Consider the following 19,192-nt stretch of genomic DNA (forward strand, 5'->3'; position numbering starts at 1 on the left):
GGAGGTGCCCATGGCGATTCAGCTTTCCTACGATCCCCAGGTCGAGGACATCATCAAGAAGACGAACGTCTTCGTCCGCGACCACGTGCTGCCGATCGAGGACGAGTTCGCAGGCGACATCACGGCGGCCGGTGGCGACGAGCGCCGCCTGGAGATGCGCGACCGTGCCCGTGAGGCAGGTGTCTTCGCACCGCACGCCCCGGTTGAATACGGCGGTCTCGGATTGAACATGTCGGACCGCGCGCCGGTCTTCGAAGCGGCCGGCTACTCGGTCTTCGGGCCCATCGCCCTGCACATCGGCGCCCCCGACGAGGGCAACGTGCACATGCTGGCCCACATCGCCTCGGACGCGCAGAAGCAGAAGTACCTCGCACCGCTGGCCGCCGGTGACCAGCGGTCGGCGTTTGCCATGACCGAACCCGCGCCCGGTGCCGGTGCCGATCCGTCGGCCCTGCGCACCGCGGCGACCAAGGTCGACGGCGGCTGGAAGATCAACGGCGACAAGTGGTTCATCACCGGAGCCGATGGCGCCGGATTCTTCATCATCATGGCCCGTACGGCCGGCGCCCCCGGCGATCGCGGCGGGGCAACGATGTTCCTGGCCCCGGCGGGTACTCCCGGCATCACCGTCGGGCGCCACATCAACACGATCGACCGGGCGATGATCGGTGGGCATTGCGAGGTCGCATTCCGTGACGTATTCGTCCCCGACGAGGACGTCCTCGGTGAGGTCGATGAGGGCTACCGCTATGCGCAGGTCCGTCTGGGGCCGGCTCGGATGACCCACGTGATGCGCTGGATGGGTAGTGCCAACCGGGCGCACGATGTCGCGCTGAACTACGTCGCGCAGCGTGAGGCGTTCGGCGGCAAGCTCGGCGACCTCGGCATGATCCAGAAGATGGTGGCCGACAACGAGATCGACCTCGCCGCTGCTCGGGCGCTGCTGGTCAAGGCCTGCTGGGCCCTCGATCAGGGTTCCAACGCCGGCGATGAGACCTCGATTGCGAAGACGTTCGGCGCCGAGGCATTCTCCCGAGTGGTCGACCGTTCGATCCAGATGTGTGGCGGCATGGGCGTTTCCGATGAGTTGCCGCTGGCCCGACTGCAGCGTGAGCTCCGCCCGTTCCAGATCTACGACGGCCCGTCCGAGGTGCACCGGTGGGCCATCGCCAAGCGTGCCGTCGGCAAGACCAAGAAGGCCATCGCCGCCGGGAAGGCATCATGACCTCGCTGCCCGGGATGGACGTTGCCAAGCTCCGCACGTTCCTGATCGAGCGTGGTGTTCCGGTCGCAGGTGATCTGGCGGTCGAGTTGATCAGCGGCGGGCGGTCCAACCTGACATTCTCGGTCCGGGATGACAACTCGCACTGGGTTGTTCGGCGCCCACCGACCGGTGGACTGACGCCGTCGGCGCACGACATGAACCGCGAATGGACGGTCACCAACGGACTGCAGCACACTGCGGTTCCGGTCGCAGTCACCGTCGCCTTCGACAAGGAAGGTGACGCGCTCGGTGCGCCCTGCACCGTCGTCGAGTTCGTCGACGGTTCGGTTGTGCGTAGCGCCGACGACCTCAAACCGCTGCGCGACGATGATGTCGAGCGGAATGTCGACGGCCTGATCCAGGCGCTTGCCGACCTGCACGCGGTGGACTACCAGGCCGTGGGTCTCGGCGAGTTCGGTCGGCCCGACGGGTTCGTGGCCAGGCAGGTCAAGACCTGGGCGCGCCAGTGGGAGCACGTCAAGACCCGCGAACTCGACGATGTCGCCAAACTGCATGCGGCACTGAGTGAAGCGATTCCGGCGCAGACGTCCAACTCGATTGTCCACGGTGATTTCCGGGTCGACAACACGATTCTCGACGCGAATGATCCGGGCAAGATCAAGGCCGTGGTCGACTGGGAGATGTCGACGCTGGGCGATCCGCTCACCGACGTGGCCCTGATGTGCGTCTACCGTGCACCGATCTTCGACGCGGTACTCGGCATGGATGCGGCATGGACGAGCGACCGCTATCCGTCGCCGGATGACCTCGCCGAGCGGTACGCAAAGGTATCCGGTCGCGAATTGTTCGACTGGAACTTCTATCTGGCGCTGGCCAACTTCAAACTCGGTGTGATCGGTGAGGGCATCACCCACCGGGCGCGCAGCGGGTCGTCGTCCGGTGACGGTGCCGAGAGTGCCGCTGCCGCAACGGGCGAGTTCATGGCTGCCGGCCTGCGGGCGATCAACAACAAGAGCTGAGGGGGGTTTCGGTGGTCGAGCGGGACAAGGGTCGTAAAGTCGCTTTGGTGACCGGTGCCTCACGGGGTATCGGCGCCGAGATCGCGTCGAGGTTCGCGGCCGACGGCTGGGATCTGACGATCAGCGCGCGTAGTCCGGAGCCGTTGCGGGAGATGGCAACCCGGCTGACCAATACATTTGGTGGACGCGTTGAAGTGGTGACCGCGGACGCCGCTGACGAAGAGCAGCTGACGCACCTGGCCGCGATGCACGTCACCGAATACGGTCGTCTCGATGCGCTGGTACTCAATGCCGGTATGGGCCAGAAGGGTCCGATCGGCGACCTACCCGCCCGCCGTTTCGACAAGTTGTATCAGGTGAACGTGCGATCGGCGTATGTGCTGCTGCAGACGCTGCTCCCGACGTTGCGCAACACCGCCGAATTGGCCGGTGCCGCAAAGGTCATCGCCATCGCATCGATCACCGGAGTTCATCCCGAACCGGAACTCGCGGCATACGGCGCGACCAAGGCCGCGCTGATCTCGTTGTGCGAGACCTTCAATCTGGAGGAGTCGGGGCGGGGTGTCTCCGCATCGACCATCTCTCCCGGGTACGTGAACACCGACATGTCGTCCTGGACCGCGATCCCGCCGCAGGAGATGATCACCGCGGCCGATGTCGCGACGATCGCGATGGCGGTGACCCAGTTGTCTCGGTACGCGGTACTTCCCGGTGTGGTGTTGACCCGGCCGGGTACCAGCCTGGGCCGGGCCTGACCTTCGAAACCCTCTGTGGCTCAGGGAGCATCGCGCAGAGGGCGGTAGTTTGCGTGGAAGATGCGTTTCCCGAACCGGCGGAGCACGACATTGCGAATCACCGGCGGCAGGTTGCGTGCGTGGTCGCGGCGGTGGGTCTGCGCCAGAACCCAGTCCGTCCGCGGTCGGCGGCGCTGTTCGAATGCCGCCAGTGCCTCGGTGATATTCGTTGCTGCCGTCAGGGATTCGGTCAGGACGATGGCGTCTTCGAGAGCCATCGCGACACCCTGGGCCATGTTGGGGGAGGTCCCGTGGGCGGCGTCGCCGATGAGCAGGACGTTGCCGCGCGACCACCGGTCGAGCACGACCTCCTCGACCGGCCCGGCATGCAACGCTTCCGGGCCCCTTTTGTCCAGCGCATCGAGCAGGGTCGGGACCGGTTCGGCATAGTCCGACAGCACATTTCGCAACGGAACCACCGGATCGCTGATCGGCCCGTCGCAGTAGCAGTACACCTGACCCTGGCCGATCGGGATCATCAGGAATGCCGAACCCGGCCCGAGCCGCACCGACCACAGTCCGGGCGGGCCGTCCCACTCCGTCAGGAAGCGGTATGCATACTGGCCGATCGGCGCTACCGCGTCGACATCGAAAACTTGCCTGCGAACGGTGGAGTGCACACCGTCGGCGCCCACGACGAGGTCGTAGTGGCCGACATGGCCCGCTGTCGTTCGCACCGTGATGTCGGTTCCGTCCGAATCAATCGTCTGTGGTGAGTCACCCCAGCGAATCGGCACATCGGCGACCCTGTCGATCAACACTCGGTGAAGGTCGGCCCGGGGCATGGCCAGGCACGACCCGATCCCGTCCCAGAGTTCGCCGACATCGACGTCGAACAGCAGACGGCCACGGTGATCGGCGGTGCGCTGGCGATAGATACGAACGGAGAGGCCGGCCACCTGGCGCGCAAGTCCGATGGTCTCGAGTGCGCGAACGGTGTTGCCCAGCAAGTAGATTCCGGTGCCTTCGGGTACGGGGATCGGGGCTCGCTCGATGATCTCGACGGCCGCGCCCCAGTCATGCAACAAGCGTGCGGTGGCAGGACCGGCGATACCGGCGCCGACGATCAGGACACGTACTCCGCCACCGTGCATGGTGACCACCTCCGTCACCGCATCAGCACACCGGGACCCGGTTCGTCAGAAAACGGTGAGGTCGACGTCTTGTCCGACAAGTATCGCACCCGCCGTCGTGAGGCTGTCGAGCTTTACGAGGAAATGCTGAGTGATCGCATGAACGTCGCGCAGCCTGCGCTGGAGTGGATGTTCGGAGTACAGCGAGGTGCCGCCCCCGGCCGTGTAAGCGGTGTCGACCACCTCGACCGCACTGGCCACCACCCACGTGCATGCGGCGCGCAGGTGTGCCCGGAACTCGGGCGTGAGCTCGTCGTCGGCCAGCGCGCTCGCCCAGGCGGCGTCGGCATCGGAATACAACAGGGTCCGCGCCGCGCGTAGCTTGGCATCGGCGACGCCCAGTTGGTGCTGGAACAGTGGGTTGGCGGCCAGCGCAGTCGGGCCGAGCAGCGGCACCTTCGTCGTGGCCAGGTCGACGATGTCGGACAGTGCCCCGGCGGCGATACCGACTGCGACACTGGCGATTTCCAGTGCGAACACTGCTGGTGGGGGAAGGCGCAGCAGCGGTTCGTCGAGACACGGCTCGTCGACCATGATGAGGCCGGTACGCTCGGCAGGGACGAGCGCGTCTCGTACCGAGAAATGGTGGCTGCCCGTGCCGCAGAGCCCGGACGCGGTCCAGGTGTCCTCGATCTCGACCTGTTCGGGCGAGAACACAACCAGACGGATCTGCGGAACCGAGCCCTGCGAGCCGTCGCCCTCCATGCAGTTGCCGAACAGCCAACGGGCGTCCTGGCAACCACTGGCGAAGGACCAACGACCGCCGACCCGATAGTCGTCACCCTCGCGCACCGCCGTCCCGCTCGGGTTGAAAACGCCGACGATGACCTGCGGTCCGTCGGCGTAGAGGGCGTCGAAGGCGGCCCGCGAGAGGTGACTCACGTCGAGCCAGCCGCTCGAGGCGATCGCCACCGTCCAACTCGTCGACCCGTCGGCTTGCGCGAGTGCGTCGAGGACTTTCAACGCCGAAGGCAACCCGATGTCGAGACCACCGTGGCTGTGGGGCAACAGCATTCGAAAGCATCCCAGGGACTCGAGCGACGCACGCAGGTCGTCGGGCAATCGTCGGGCCGTCTCGATCTCGCGGGCACGATCGGTTATGGACGGCGTCATTGCCCGTACGCCGTCGAGGATTGCGGCCGCCTCGAGCGACGGCGGCCGGGCGGCGTCGATGGCGGACATCACGACACCGCGCCGGCCGAGGCGGTGGCGGCACTGAGTTGCGCCAGCAACCCGGCGACGTCGACCACACCCCAGCGTTCGGCAATCTTGCCGTCGGCCACGCGCCAGATCTCGATACTGCGCACCATCACCTCGGTACCGGATGCGGGAACACCGAGCATCTCGCCGGTATGGATCGCGCCGACCGCGGCATTCTCGACGACCGTGTCGCCGGCCGATCGGTACTCGTCGAGCAGCATCTTCCGGTCGGAAAGCCCGTCATTCAGCAAGGCGATCGTCTGCCGCATGCCCTCCCGACCGGTGTCATGCCCCGGCATCGGGTCGTGGTTGACGAAGTCCTCGGCGAAGATCTCGTCGATGACGCCGAGCCGGCCGCCGACGCATCCCTGTGTGGTGAAACGCCGTACGACGGCGATGTCCGCGTCACTCATGATGTCTCCCGTGGGTTGGTGGTGTGAACCAACCGTACGAAGCCCGCAGCTCGTCCACATCGGACAAATCACTGATTTTTGACCCCGGTGCGACTAGGTGATTCTGCGGAGGAACGCAGTCACCGCGTGGAGGCCGGTCAGATGAGGTCGTGCCGATACGCGTAGGCCGTGGCGGCCGCCCGCGACGACAGGTCCAGCTTGGTGAAGATGCTGCTCAGATGGGAGGCCACGGTCTTCTCGCTGATCACGAGGTCGGCGGCGATCGCTCGGTTCGTCGCGCCGGTGGCCACGAGCGCGAGTACCTCCAGTTCGCGGGGGCTCAGTCCGCACGCCGACCCCTGCCGCGCCGACGTCGCGGTCACCTCGAGTCGGACGAGGTCGGTGGCCGCACGAAGCTCGGCGAAGATGGCGTGGGCCACCGCGAACTCCATCTCGGCGCCCTCGGAGTCACCGAGCCGGTGACAGGCACGCCCGATCAGCACGATGGCCCGGGCCCGTTCGTACGGCACGCCCAGATCGCGCCAGCCCGCGACGGCGCGACGCAGGGCGATCAGGGCCGCTTCAGGCGACCCGTCGGCGAGGAGTACGGCGCCGGTCGCGTGGTCGGCGGCGGCGCGCAGGAAGGCTGTGCTCCACATGGCGGCGAGCGACGCCAGTTCGTCGGCGCCGGCGCGGGCGGCGAGCGCATCACCACCGGCCAGGACGATCTCGACGTAGCCGGCGAGTAAGGCCGCCCGCTCGGGCGGTTGCGTGGCCTCGGCCAGTGCCCTCCGGATCGCCGCACCTGCCCCGTACACGTCACCTTGGGCCAGGCGCAGCAGCGCCAGCCCCGGATGCGGTTGCCGACCCTGGCGGTTCGCCTGCCGGTAGGCGACCTCTGCGGCGGCCGACTCTCCGCGCAGTCGGTGCAACTCGGCCCGCAGATACAGCGATTCGCCGACAGCCGGGTGACTGAACAACCGGTCGAATGCTCTCTCGGCCTCGTCGGCGGCGTCGGACCACTCGCCGTGCAGCATCATCATCTCGGCGCGGTGGACGAGGCACTGACCGTGGTAGAGCACCAGTTCGGGTTGGTTCTCGCACCAGCGGTGAAATGCCGACGTCCATTCCTGCACGCGTCGGAGGTCGAAGAGTTCATGACAACCGTCGATGGCTGTGCAGTAGATGTCGCCAACGGCGATCGGTGAAACCTGCTGTGCGGCAATCGTAACGATTACCTCGTCGAGCAGAGTGACCCCTTCGGCGACCTCGCCGTGATTGATCAGGCATCGTGCCACACAGACCCGCGCGAGTGCGACCAGCTCGGGATCGTCGAAATTTTCGCCGCTCGCGCAGGCCTCGAGAAAGCCGCGATGAGCACCGTCGGTGTCGCCTTCGAAATACATTCTCACCGCGGCGAGATAACGCAGGAAGCCCCGCTCCACACTGTGGATGTCCGCATCGTCGAGCAGCCTCTGCGCGTGCGCGACCCAGCCGCCACCGCGGGCCAACTCGCCGCGATTTATCAAACCAAACGCCAGCCACGCCGCACAGCGCACCGCCCGGACAACATCCCCGGAGGCGAGCGCGCTCTGATGCGCACGCTCCCACACGCCCGTGCTCTCCTCGTATCGCCCCGTGAGATACGCGGCGACAGCGAGGCGTTCGAGATCATCGACGCCAGGCGGCGCGTCATCGGCAGCCGCGGACAGGTACTTGTACGCCGTCTCCCAAGCGAGCCGGCCGAATGCTTCACCGCCAGGATTCCCGACGCCCACCATCACTTCAGTATGGACCGCTCGCATACTCGCAGACGCCTGATGCGGGACAACTGTCAAAGCATCCAGGAGGTGGCAATGCGTGAGTCAGGCAAGTAGACACAGTAGGTGCCTGTCCGAATGGCACGATCGAAGTGCTCCCCGAGTGCTGGGTGGTGTTGATGAATGCGGCGCATCGCATAGCGGACCGCCCGGGTCACGCCGACTCGGGCGCGTTCCGATGCGGAACCGGCACGCCGGCTACGCCCGCCCAAACCCACTGCGCGCGACAGTTCGCGGATGAGGAAGTCGCGTTCCGCCTCGGCCTGGACGACGCGTCCGCTGTCATTCAGGAGTCGCGCCTCATCTAGATCGTCATCGATCTCAACCAACCGCCGACGGTAGGCGTTCTTGGCCTGGGCGTCGAGCAGTACACCCGCGTCGCCCCACCCGGAAGGCGTCAGCTCGGGATCCGGCGTACCGATCGCGGACACCTGCATCTCATTCGTCACGAGGTCGAGCACGTGGAACTCCCGACCGGGATGGGCGAGGAGCCGCGCGAGATAGTGCAGACCTTTCAGGTCACGCAGCGTAACGGTGTGTTCTCCGAACGAGATGGACCAGTAATCGCCTTGCCGGCGAAAGACATTGGGGTCTTGCAGATGATCGCTGACCTGACGCGCCTGGACTTGCGAAAACGCCGGCGACGGCGCTTCGCGATGTGCGTGTGCGAGCTCTGTGCGCGCCAGAGCCGTCTCGTGAGGAGCCCCCACGACGGTCCACAACTGGACGGCGGCTTCGAAGGCCTGCCGGGCACCCGCCACGTCGCCGCTCGGTAGCCGCACCCGGCCGTCTGCCATTGCCGCACTGGCCGCCAATGCCCTGCTCTCGAACAATGCGGCCACGTGCGCAAGTTCGTCGGCCGCGTCGCGTGCACCGACGAGGTCTCCGGCCGCCACCTCGATCTCCACCCGCGCGGCCAGCAGTGGTGCCCGGCGCAGGTCGGTGTTCGGGGGCAGTTCCTTGGAGGGGACGGTCAGCGGATGATCCAGTGCCTCTCGGATGGATGCTGCTGCCAAAACCACGTCGCCCTGAGCCAATCGCACCAGGGCGAGTCCCGGCTCCGGATCCCACCCGGCCTCACGAGCTGCGAGAAATGCGTCTTCGGCACCTCGGAGATCTTTCATCTGGAAGCGTATGAGGCCCAATTCAGTGAGGGGCCAACCGAATTCCCGTTGAAGGTATGGACGGAGTTCCGCGCAGGCCGCCAGGGCCTCACGCTCGGCTTCGTGGCTATCCCCACGCAGTCGGAGGATTTCGGCACGGTGGACGCGGCAGCGACCATGGACACTGCCGATACCGTTCCCGGGGAGCCACCGCTCCATTGCCTCCGTCCACTCCTCGGCGAGGTCGTGCTGAGCGAGCCCTTGGAGCATGCACACCAACTCGCAGTAGACCATCCCTGTCGATATGGCATCGAGTTCGCCAGAAATAGTGGCCACCGCTGCTTCGTCGACGAGTTCGAGGCCCCGGCGGACGTCACCCTCCAGGATCACGGCGTGTGCCTCCGCCACCCTGCCGATAGCGGCCGCGACCGGGTTGCAGATCGATCCCACGATGACAGCCCGGCCTGCCCATTCGTGGGCGGCGTGGACGTCGCCGATCATGAGACGCTCGTAACTCTTGATGACCGCCAGCCATGCGTGGATCGGCGTCTCGTCGTGACCCACGAGGAGTCGCTCCGCTCGCCTGACCCACCCACGGATCGGCGCCATCAGCGCGGTGTCCATCAGCAGGTGCAGGGCGATACGCGCCGCCGCGCCTGCAGCCGCGATGGGGTCGCCGATGCGCACAGCCTCCGCATGCGCACGCTCCCAAGCCGCGATCGTCACGTCCAGATGGCCGGTGGCGTACGCGACTTCGGCGAGCAACCCGAGGTCGTCCACCGAAAGTCTGGAGCGCGCGTCCGCGCCGAGGAACAGGTCGTAGGCCCGTATCCAGTCACCGCACGAGGCTGCCTCTCGCGCCTGCTCGATCTGCGCCGCATCAGCCGTGTCGTCCATCGCTCACCTGCCCGCAGGCCTGCCCGTTTGTCCGCCGGCCTGCCGTAACACCGAGGGCTACCGCGGTAACAGTCTTCCTCACGCATGGAGGTTGACACGTCCGATCCGGCCAATCGGACGACAGTCCCAACACACCCCATCCGGCCGTGGAAACCAAGGAGAGAGCGATGAACACCAACATGACGCAACTGCCACGATCAGGCACGGTGCACACCAACGGGCAGGAGCTGTACTACGAGACCCATGGCAGCGGACCTGCGCTCCTTTTGGTGATGGGAATCGGATACGACTCGTCGCTCTGGACGCTGGCACAGGTTCCGGCCCTGTCCACCGAGTTCACGGTGGTGACCGTCGACAATCGCGACGCCGGCCGCAGCTCACAAGCGGACAACCCGTACAACGTTGCAGACATGGCCGATGACCTCGCCGGTCTGCTCGACGCGTTGCAGATCGCGCGAACCCATGTGTTGGGGTTGTCCATGGGCGGGATGATTGCCCAAGAGTTCGCCCTCCGGCATGCGGACCGGCTGGATCGGCTGGTGCTCACCGGGACCGGTGCAGCGCCGGCACGAAGTGCGGTCGATCCGATCTGCATCTGGCGCTGGGTCAAGGCGAACGACGCGACCGGGGAGGTCTTCGGCGGACAACAGTTGGCCGCGTTGTTCTCCACGGCCTTCCTGCGTAATCACGACGCGGTCCAGGACACCGTCGCACTGTTGGCTGGCAATCCGTACCCGATGAGTCCTGAGGCGTACGCGCGCCAGTCCGATGCCTACCTTAAGTTCGATGCCCTCGATCGGTTGGGCGAAATCACCGCCCCGACCCTGGTCGTTGTGGGCGAGCAGGACTTGTTGACCCCACCTTGGATAGCGCGCGAGGTTGCCGACGCGATCCCCGGAGCACGGTTCGAGGTCATTCGAGGCGACGGATCCTCGCATGTGGTGCCGATCGAGCGCCCCGACGACTTCAACCGCCTCGTGACTGATTTTCTTGCCGAGTGAACGGCCGCCACAGTGTCGCGCAGGAACGAAAAGCCTGCGTCGGTCAGGGCCGGTGTGGATCAGCTTGGGTAACGGCCTCGGCTTGCCGGATGATCTTGGTCGCCGTGGCGTCGTAATACTTTCGGCGGACCGGCAACATCGCATACCAATAGCCACGGCCCACCAGGCCCCGCGGATAGAACACCGTCCGCAGCTCGAGGCGCGATCCGTCATCGGCGGCGCGGACGCGTATGTCGAGCCAGGCCTTCCCGGGCACCGGCATCTGCGAGGTGAGCCGCACAAGCGTTCCGGGCACGGTTGATTCGACCTTCCACTGTTTCAGGTCGCCGCCGACGGATTCGGCAGCTTTCCAGAGTGTCGCCGGGTCGGTGGCGGTGTTGCCGGAACGCGTGTCTGTGCATACCTGTTCGCCCGCCCACGTGGGATCAGACGGAATCGGTTCTGATGGAGGCGTTTTCGATGAGGCATTCGACCACTCGACTTCGACTTCGCCGCGGTTGACGCGGGCCAGCGCCAGCTCGACCGCAGTCCGATACGGTGTGAGTCCGTCGTTCGGTGGCGGGATGACCGAGTCGATGTCGTGCTCGGAAGCCACCGCGTCATGCTCCAGGGATTCGACGAGAGGGCGGGCCAGCCCGCCGGGAATCGGTGTCACGGTGCCCACCCATCGACTCGCGAGTGTTGGTGTGAGCAGCGGCAATACGAGGATGCGTCGTTTGGCGAGGCCCGCCACCTCGGCGTATACGTGCATCATGTCGCCGTATTCGAGGACGTCGGGGCCGCCGATATCCCAGGTCCGGGATTCCGGCACCGGGGCGGTTGCGGCTTCGACGAGGTAATGGAGGACGTCGTTCACCGCGATCGGCTGGATCTTGTTGTGCACCCACCGGGGCGTGGTCATCGCCGGTAGGCGCTCGGTCAGGTGCCGGATCATCTCGAACGACGCCGAACCCGAGCCGATCACCACGCCGGCCTGCAGCACGATCGTCTCGATGCCGGAGTCCATCAGGATCTCGCCGACCTCGGAGCGTGAACTGAGGTGCTCTGAGAGCTCGACGTCGGCGGGATGTAATCCGCTGAGGTAGACGATGCGACTCACTCCGGCGACCTCGGCCGCCGCGACCACGTTGCGGGCCGCGCGCTGCTCTTCGGCCTTGAAATCTTTGGTCCCGCCCATGGAGTGAACCAGGTGATAGATCACGTCGGTGCCATCGAACGCCTCGGCCAGTGACGCCGGATCGGACAGGTCTCCCTTGAGCACCGTTGCGCGCTCAGCCCACGGCGCACCCTGGAGCTTGTCCGGTGTTCGCGCCAGCACCCGGACATCGTGCCCGCGTTCGATCAATCGTGGTGCCAGGCGCCCGCCGATGTATCCGGTGGCGCCGGTGACCAGGATGTTGCGGGCCTGCGTCGGTTGCGGCTGCATATCCGCAGTGTGCCCAGCGCAGCCGCAGGCAAACGTTGATCAGCAATCACCCGGGCTGCCGGTCAGCGCATGGTCATCATCGGCCGGGTGCCTTCGGTGTCGTCGTCGATGTCGGCGTGGGCATGATCGTTCACCGACATGACGTTGATGCCCGAGCTGCCCACGAGGAGTTTGGTGATCGATGCGTTCACCATCGTCCGGGAAACCGCGGGCCAGTTTTCCGGGCTGATGCCCCAGAGATCCGCGATCACCGCGCCGATGGTTCCGGCGGACGACGCCGCGATCGCCACCTGGCCGGGTCCGGCGTGTTCGGCGATCTGGGCCAGGGCCTCTCGAACACCGTCGCGGTACTTCGCATACGAACCGTCAGTCGCATTCGCCCACTCGATCAACGCGCCGTCGAGATTGCGCTGGAACCCGCGCTGTGCGGAGGCGGCCTCGGGTGCGTTGCCGGTGGGCGGCACGTGGGTCTGGGCGAGACGTTCGAGGTCGTACTCGTTCCAGCCCGGGTTCACCACCGGTTCCGGCGCCGCGCCGCTCGGGAACTGCGCGACGATCTCCTCGATCGTCTCGAGTTGGCGCGCAAGGTTTCCCGACACCGTGAAGTTCACCTTGCCGGCGCGGGCGGCAAGCGTCCTGCCGACGTTGCGGGCCTGCCTGCGGCCGAGTTCCGTCAAACTGCCGTACCCGTTTTCGTCGACGCCGGCCTGACCGTGCCGAACCAGATAGATGACACCCATGGCACTCATCTTGCAGGTAACGGTTGGTGATCAACGTGCTGGCCCACGTGAGTTCCGGTGAAATATCCGCAGCCCGCGATGTTGGATTGCAAGACGTTGTGCCTGGACCGCCACGTTTCAAGACCGGCCAATCGGTCATTCGCGCCATGAGTGGGTTGCGTCACTAGGATGGGCTGGACCCTGACGAACACGATTGGACAGAGCCCTGATCAACCAAGTGATGGAATCCGACAACCAGGTGGTGCGTCGCGGCCGGACCACCCTCTCAGACGTACAGCAGATGCTGCAGGACGGATCGTGTTCTGTCCTCTCACTGGACATCTTCGACACGGTGTTGTGGCGGCGGGTTCCGCGGCCGACCGATCTGTTCGCCGTATTGGGTGAGCGGCTGGCGCGCGAGGGCGCCTTACCGTCGTGGGTCGACGCCGCCACATTCCGCCGGATGCGGATCGTGGCCGAATCAGATTCGCGGGAGCGACGGGGAGCACTCGGCCCCGAGGTGTCGATCTATGACATCTGGCGGGAGATGCCCACCGCGATCATGTCGGCAGGCGACATCGACTTCTACGTCGAGGCCGAGATCGCCGAGGAATACCGGACCCTGGTGCCGGACCTCGACATCGCGTCGGTGATCAACACCGCTCACACGCACTCGATTCCGATCGTTCTGGTGTCCGATACCTACTTCCTGCAGGAACATCTCGACCGCTTCCTCGACCAGCCAGGCCTTGAACCGCTCAAGTCAGCGAGGTTCTTCCGCTCGCATGAGCACGGTGTGGACAAGGCTGAAGGTCTGTGGAAGATCGTGGTCAAGGCACTGGGTGTGGTGCCCAGCCAGATCGTGCACATCGGCGACAACAAGCGCCCGGATGTCACGGTGCCCGGCAAGTTGGGTGTCCGGACCGTGCACTTCACTCGAATCAGCGAGCGATACGAGCCGATCCTGCGCCGCGAGCGCAGTCCACTCGGACCGTTTGGTGCCACTGCGCCTCGTCTGGACCTGACAGAGGGCGACTTCGGCATCACGAGCCTGCGCGCCAAATTGATCGAGGATGCGCAGCTCGATGCCGTCGCGCCGGATGTGGCCTGCACGTGGCGTTACGGCGCATCGGTGCTCGGACCGGTACTCACCGGCTTTGCCGAATGGGCCGCGCGCCGGGCTCACGAAGAAGGCACCTCGGTGCTCTGGTGTCCGATGCGGGAAGGAGAGATGCTCTCGACACTCATCAACAATGCTGCCCGCCAACATGGCCTTGATGTCACCGCGAAGCCGGTGTGGTTGTCGCGGCATCTGACATCGGTTGCGGCGCTGGGGTTCATCGACCAGGACAGCATCCACAAGTTCATGCGGCGCCGTCACGGTATGACCATCGGCGGGTTGCTGGGCATTCTCCAGTTGCGGCCCGGTGATGTTCCGGCGTTGTCGGCGCGGCTCGGCACGGTGCTCGACAACGGGATCATCGCCGACGACGTGGCCACCGCCCTGACCGAGTCTCCGGCGATTCGCAACCGGATCGCCACCACGGCAACAGCCACCCGCGAACGACTCCTGGCACATCTGCGGTCGCTTGGTGCTCTCGACTCGGCCGATCTCACGCTGGTGGATCTGGGGTGGGGCGCCACCATCCAGAGCCAGCTGGCAACAGCCCTGGAGCTGGCCGGGATTCCGATCACTCCGGCCGGCCTGTACCTCGCGACAGACACACGCAGTACCGCGGCCGCGCTGCGTGGACTGCGTCTGGAAGGCTATCTCGGTTCCGCCGGTGAACCCGTCGAGATCGTCAGCCCCCTCATCCGAAGTCCGGAGGTTCTGGAACAGGGCGTGAGCAGCCTGTGCGGCTCGCTGCTCGACTTCACCCCCGAGGGCGAACCGATCCTCGGACCGATTGCGGGCACGGCAACCCAGATCCACGCGCGCGCAGCACTGCATGAGGGTGTTCACGCGTTCCAGGGCGAGTGGATTCGTTATGCCTCGGCGTTGTCGGAGTGGCCGGCGTTCAACGGCGGTGAGGTACCGCTGCTCGGCAACATCTTGGCGTCCTCCATCATCTCGCCCACCCCTGACGAGGCCGCGGTCTTCGGCGCCTGGGAGCACGAGGACAATTTCGGCTCCGATCTGGTGAGTCATGTTGTCCCGGTGGATCTCCTACCAGCCGTCGGATACATGTCGCCGGGGGATGTCACCGACCTCTTGATGCGGGATTCGTTCTGGCCGCAGGTTCTGGCGGCGACGGATCCGAAGCTGGCCGCCGCTGCCGAGGCCGTGAACTCGGGGGCCGTACCGGCCGAGGTCTTCGAGCCGGACGCCCCGGGGAGCGAGACCGTCCTGCGTTTCCGGACCGGCGACGGTAAGTGGCATGACGGACCGAAGGTCCCGTTGCGGATCAACCGCAACGGATTGTCGTTCGCGCGCTTGAACTTCGAAGCGTTCGACGCGACGGACATCTCACTGGCGATCCCGGGGCGTCCGGCGCTTGTACGGGTGGACTGGATCGAGGCCACCGTCACCGCCGGTGGACATCGGTTGCCGGAACCGCTGCGCTGGGAGCATCCCGGGGACTTCTCCGGCCTGGTGTATGCGGAATCGACGTGGCTGGGCGGCAATCTCGTCGAGTTCCACGCCCCGCATTCGGCGTTGTGGATACCGCTGGCCGCGCGGGCCGGTGCCCCGGTCAGCACAGCTCAGGTCACCATCGCGTTTGCTGTTCTCCCGCAATCATTGTCGGGTCTGCAGCATCGGCCCCCATCTGGGCCACGACTGACCAGGTTGACCGCTCGCGCCAAGGAAGAATTCCGGGCGGGTGGAGCGCTGGCATTGGCTGCCGGTGTGGCCCGTATCGTCACTCGCGCCGGGAGTCCGCCACCTCCACCGAAGGAAGCGGACGACGACCGTGACGACACCTGAGTTCGGGGATCGAGGCGATCCACACGCCCAGGCGCGGAATGCGCGCCGGGCTCCGCTGCTTCTGCACTCATTGACCCTGTTCTCCGAGGTGATCGGCCGCGTCTTCGCGGCGGCGCGTCCGGCGATCGTGGTGGAGGTGGGCGTCGAGTCCGGCGGAGCGAGTTCGATCTATCTCGATCACGGCGCCGGCGAGGTGTACTGCATCGAACCGACACCCACCGAGCAGATGCGCAACACGTTGGCGAAGCATGCCAATCTGCATTTGGTAGAAGGGTTTTCGCCGGACATCCTCAGCGATCTCCCGATCGGCGATGTCTACATACTGGACGGTGACCACAACTACGCCACCGTCCGTGCCGAACTCGACTGGATTCTGTCCAAGGCGCCCGATGCGATCGTCATACTGCACGACGTCTTGTGGCCCTGCGGTCGGCGCGATCAGTACTACAACGCGGACGCACTGGAGCCCGGTGGCGTCCACGAGCACGGTGACGAGGGATCGACGGTGTGGCACGACGAGGTCACTCCGGCGGGTTTTGTCGGTCTCGGTCAGTTCACGGTTGCCGTCGAGGCCGGGGGTGAGCGTAACGGCGTGCTGACCGCGGTCGAAGACGCCCTGGCCGCGCAACCGCCGGGTACGCACGAGTTCGCTTTGGTACCGGCGATTTTCGGACTCGGGATCATCTACCCAACCGGAGACGCGGAGCGGGCGGAGCGCATACGTGAGGCGCTCGAACCCTATGACAATTCGCCGTTACTGGCGGCGATGGAGAACAATCGTATTGCGCTGTACACCCGCGTTCTCGCCATGCAATACGAGATGGCCGAGGCCGCCGTCAATCGCGACGAACTCGTACACCAGCTCGAGCAACAGCGTGCGCAGCAGAGTGACGAAATCGCCGACCTCCAGCGCCGACACGACGAAGAACTGGCTGCACTGCGGGCCAACCCACCCATCTCGATCCGCAACGTGACCCGACGTGCCGCGCGGAAAGCAGTGCGAGGGGTACGTGGTGTCACTCGTGGTAGACCTTCGCGGTAGGACCGTGCCGCGTGGTGGCCGCCCGTGCGAGAATGCCTCAGCAGCAGGATGGTTTGCTCGCGAAACCGTGGTCGACCACTGCGCTGTCATGCGGAGCTGTACCACCATGTCCCGGCCGGCCTGGTGAGAATCGCGCCAGTGCGCGTTTGCCAGGCCGGGCCGGGATCTGATGGCCCCGGGGGTTCACTATTCAGTTCTCAAAGGTCATGCAGTACACAGGGTTCAGCCTGTGTTGCTCGGTCTTGCGGATTGGTGTCCCGCCCTCTTATGCGGCGGCGAGGTCGGTGGTCAGTGTGCGGCGGGCGTGGGATCGTAGTTCGGTGGTGGTGCCGGGTGCGATGAACCAGGGATGGCCGTCGCGACCCGGGAACACGGTCCACCCGTGGTGGTGGATGTAGCGATGATGGCGCCGGCAGAGTAGGACCATGTTGGTCAGGCTGGTGGTGCCGCCGTTGCGCCAGAAGTCGATGTGATGGGCATCGGTGTACACCGGGGCGCAGCCACATCCAGGGAAAGCGCACCCCTGATCGCGGGCGATCAACGCTTTGCGGATCGCGGGGGTGACGGTGCGTTGGTCGCGTCCGACATTGAGCGGCACCGACTCACTGTCCAGTAGAATCTTGGTGATCACCGAATCACAGGCCACCATCTGGGCGGTGGGTGCTGAGGCGGGGCCGGTCCATTCGAACTTCGGCGCCATGGCCGGCGGCGTAGGACCCGGGATACCCCGCAGCTGCAGCTGTTGCAGATATTCCGGCGAGACTGTCACCGTCACATGTGGTTTTGCCCCGCCGCGGGTAGGTCGGTCTTCCTGATCGAAATACGAATCCAGCAATCGTTCCAGAGCATCAGCCCGGATTTGGCCTGTGCTCCGCGGATCCGGCGAGCCGTCGGGTTCGGGTACAGGCCTGCACAGTGGATCGAGTGCCACCGCCAGCTTTTCGCCGAGCAAACTATCCAAGTCCAGGGTGCCGTGGGTGCGGCCGTCATCACCGGTCCCGAATGACAACTCGTTCAAATCATGGTTTTCGGCGTCCGGGATCTCCTTGTCAGGCGGCGATAACATCAACGCCATATGCCGTGCCCGTAGCGACACCGCCGCCGGCGTCCCCATCAACGCTTCGGTCAGCAGTCCACGCTCACAGTCAGACCGGTCCGTAGCCGGGAGTTCTGGATTGCGACGCGCAATATGATGTAGCCCCTTCACAATCGAATCCACATGCTCACCAGATAGTTGTCCGTCGATTCCATAGTCGGCAATCGACGGAATGTCACTGAGCGCCTTACCCACTCGCACGTACCGGTGCGCGACCGCCGGCGCGACACCTGCGTCCCGCAGTAGCTTGGCTGTGGACCCCACACGATTCTTCTGTGCGATCCGGCGCTCATCGACCTCGCCGACCAAACGGAAAAGTATCTGCTCCACAACATGATTGAGTCGAATAACTGCCACCGTTCGTGAAGATACCTGCGCATCATCACCGGCGACCAAAGCCGCATCCCCTGCCAGATCTGACAACCTGGCGAACATTCCCCCGAGGTCCATGGATCAACAATACGACGCAGATTCCGTTCGCACAAGCTTTCGAACGAATTAATCAAGTTGGGCTGCAATATGTTTCGCGATACTCAGGTTCGCGACGAGATAGTCTATCGAGGGGGTCTGACAAGTGTCAGGTGGCGTTCCACAGCCGTTGGTAGTAGTCCAACCGAACGTGATCAACGGGGAGTCCGTACGCGCTGACCAATTCATGCTCCCAGCCGGGCCCGTAGTTCCATCGGGTGCTCATGGCGGCAACTGCGATATCTGCCCAACGATCGCCGATGCCAAGGGAACCGAAGTCGACGTGACCAGAGAGCTCCCCGGCGTCGGTGAGGATGGTGTTGGGGCAGCATGCATCCCCGTGGCAGACGACGAGATGATCGACCGTAGGCGGGTCATGCAGAACTTGGTCCACGTGAATGTTCCTGGAGGCCGCGTCGGCGATGCGTGATGATGGATCCCATTGCCATGGGCACTGCTCGACCGGCAAACGGTCATGGAGCTCCCGTAAACCACGCCCGACGGCCCGGACTGCAACATCGGGTCGGGCGAGCCAGCGCGGCGACACAGCGCTGCTCCCGGGGAGAGCTTGGGTGAGAAGCCATTCCGCCTGCTCGGACTGACCGGCTGCGATGACGCGAGGCGATAGGGTGTGCGGATTCGTCCAAGTCAGCTTGCGCACTTCGCGTTCCAACGACACCTCCGCATGTGGGGGCTGCCACTTGAAATAGCGGGTCGCCGGACCGGTTCCCAAGCGGTATGTCACTCCGCCGACACCGTTCATCCACACGGCTTCGACGGGCTCGTCCACCGCGACAAATCTGGCGAGCACCTCAGGAATGGGCATATCGGGAACCGCTGACGTCACCCCATGAGCATATGTGGAAACTGTTCGAGGTCTCGAGAACCCCCGCGGCGCAGAATGTCTCCATTGCCCAGGCGGCATCTTCCG

At 65.2% G+C, this 19,192-nt stretch carries 15 protein-coding genes; 6 read left to right on the top strand and 9 right to left on the bottom strand.

Features of this window, described 5'->3' with window-relative positions; genetic code table 11:
* Window positions 1-10 precede the first annotated feature (10 nt).
* Genes AC1D75_RS04745 through AC1D75_RS04755 form a run of 3 tightly spaced genes read left to right on the top strand, consistent with a single transcriptional unit; the run spans window position 11 to window position 2,999 of the window.
* Window positions 11-1,225 carry an acyl-CoA dehydrogenase family protein gene (locus tag AC1D75_RS04745; protein ID WP_495514135.1) on the top strand — a complete coding sequence of 405 codons (1,215 nt, stop codon included), beginning with the start codon at window positions 11-13 and terminating at the stop codon, window positions 1,223-1,225.
* Window positions 1,222-2,244, top strand: coding sequence for a phosphotransferase family protein (locus AC1D75_RS04750; RefSeq protein WP_495514136.1), 1,023 nt, complete (start codon window positions 1,222-1,224; stop codon window positions 2,242-2,244). The genes AC1D75_RS04745 and AC1D75_RS04750 overlap by 4 nt, the downstream gene beginning before the upstream one ends.
* A gap of 11 nt (window positions 2,245-2,255) precedes the next feature.
* The gene (locus tag AC1D75_RS04755) at window positions 2,256-2,999 is read left to right on the top strand and encodes an SDR family NAD(P)-dependent oxidoreductase (RefSeq protein ID WP_495514137.1); all 744 of its coding nucleotides are present in this window, start codon (window positions 2,256-2,258) and stop codon (window positions 2,997-2,999) included.
* A 20-nt stretch (window positions 3,000-3,019) separates the two neighbouring features.
* Here AC1D75_RS04755 and AC1D75_RS04760 read toward each other — a convergent pair whose 3' ends face one another.
* The 5 genes from AC1D75_RS04760 to AC1D75_RS04780 all read right to left on the bottom strand — a co-directional run bounded on the left by AC1D75_RS04760 (window position 3,020) and on the right by AC1D75_RS04780 (window position 9,583).
* Window positions 3,020-4,150, bottom strand: coding sequence for an FAD-dependent monooxygenase (locus AC1D75_RS04760; protein ID WP_495514138.1), 1,131 nt, complete (start codon window positions 4,148-4,150; stop codon window positions 3,020-3,022).
* Window positions 4,151-4,177: 27 nt separating this feature from the next.
* Window positions 4,178-5,353, bottom strand: a complete 1,176-nt coding sequence (locus AC1D75_RS04765; RefSeq protein ID WP_495514139.1) for an acyl-CoA dehydrogenase family protein — start codon at window positions 5,351-5,353, stop codon at window positions 4,178-4,180.
* On the bottom strand, window positions 5,353-5,784 hold the full coding sequence (locus AC1D75_RS04770) for an ester cyclase (protein WP_495514140.1): 432 nt from the start codon (window positions 5,782-5,784) through the stop codon (window positions 5,353-5,355). Before AC1D75_RS04770 ends, AC1D75_RS04765 begins: the two co-directional genes overlap by 1 nt.
* A gap of 137 nt (window positions 5,785-5,921) precedes the next feature.
* Entirely contained in the window at window positions 5,922-7,544 is a 1,623-nt protein-coding gene (locus AC1D75_RS04775; RefSeq protein ID WP_495514141.1) for a LuxR C-terminal-related transcriptional regulator, read from the bottom strand.
* Between the two features lie 53 nt (window positions 7,545-7,597).
* Complete coding sequence (locus tag AC1D75_RS04780; protein ID WP_495514142.1) at window positions 7,598-9,583, bottom strand: hypothetical protein; 1,986 nt, start codon at window positions 9,581-9,583, stop codon at window positions 7,598-7,600.
* Window positions 9,584-9,750: 167 nt separating this feature from the next.
* Here AC1D75_RS04780 and AC1D75_RS04785 point away from each other — a divergent pair, with 167 nt between their 5' ends.
* Window positions 9,751-10,584: an alpha/beta fold hydrolase gene (locus tag AC1D75_RS04785; RefSeq protein WP_495514143.1), complete on the top strand. Its 834-nt coding sequence runs from the start codon at window positions 9,751-9,753 to the stop codon at window positions 10,582-10,584.
* 43 nt (window positions 10,585-10,627) lie between these two features.
* On the opposite strand, the gene AC1D75_RS04790 is transcribed toward AC1D75_RS04785, so the two are convergent.
* Window positions 10,628-12,010, bottom strand: a complete 1,383-nt coding sequence (locus AC1D75_RS04790) for a DUF2867 domain-containing protein (RefSeq protein WP_495514144.1) — start codon at window positions 12,008-12,010, stop codon at window positions 10,628-10,630.
* 62 nt (window positions 12,011-12,072) lie between these two features.
* Window positions 12,073-12,750, bottom strand: coding sequence for a histidine phosphatase family protein (locus AC1D75_RS04795; protein WP_495514145.1), 678 nt, complete (start codon window positions 12,748-12,750; stop codon window positions 12,073-12,075).
* Between the two features lie 220 nt (window positions 12,751-12,970).
* Between AC1D75_RS04795 and AC1D75_RS04800 the strand changes: the two genes are divergently transcribed.
* The gene (locus tag AC1D75_RS04800; protein ID WP_495514146.1) at window positions 12,971-15,655 is read left to right on the top strand and encodes an HAD family hydrolase; all 2,685 of its coding nucleotides are present in this window, start codon (window positions 12,971-12,973) and stop codon (window positions 15,653-15,655) included.
* Window positions 15,642-16,697 carry a class I SAM-dependent methyltransferase gene (locus AC1D75_RS04805; protein WP_495514147.1) on the top strand — a complete coding sequence of 352 codons (1,056 nt, stop codon included), beginning with the start codon at window positions 15,642-15,644 and terminating at the stop codon, window positions 16,695-16,697. The genes AC1D75_RS04800 and AC1D75_RS04805 overlap by 14 nt, the downstream gene beginning before the upstream one ends.
* A 265-nt stretch (window positions 16,698-16,962) precedes the next feature.
* Here AC1D75_RS04805 and AC1D75_RS04810 read toward each other — a convergent pair whose 3' ends face one another.
* The gene (locus AC1D75_RS04810; RefSeq protein WP_495514148.1) at window positions 16,963-18,243 is read right to left on the bottom strand and encodes an HNH endonuclease signature motif containing protein; all 1,281 of its coding nucleotides are present in this window, start codon (window positions 18,241-18,243) and stop codon (window positions 16,963-16,965) included.
* A gap of 127 nt (window positions 18,244-18,370) precedes the next feature.
* Window positions 18,371-19,087 (bottom strand): phosphotransferase, encoded by a 717-nt coding sequence (locus AC1D75_RS04815; protein WP_495515984.1) that lies wholly within the window; start codon window positions 19,085-19,087, stop codon window positions 18,371-18,373.
* Window positions 19,088-19,192: the final 105 nt, after the last annotated feature.

The sequence above is a fragment of the Williamsia sp. Y712 genome (assembly GCF_059445525.1).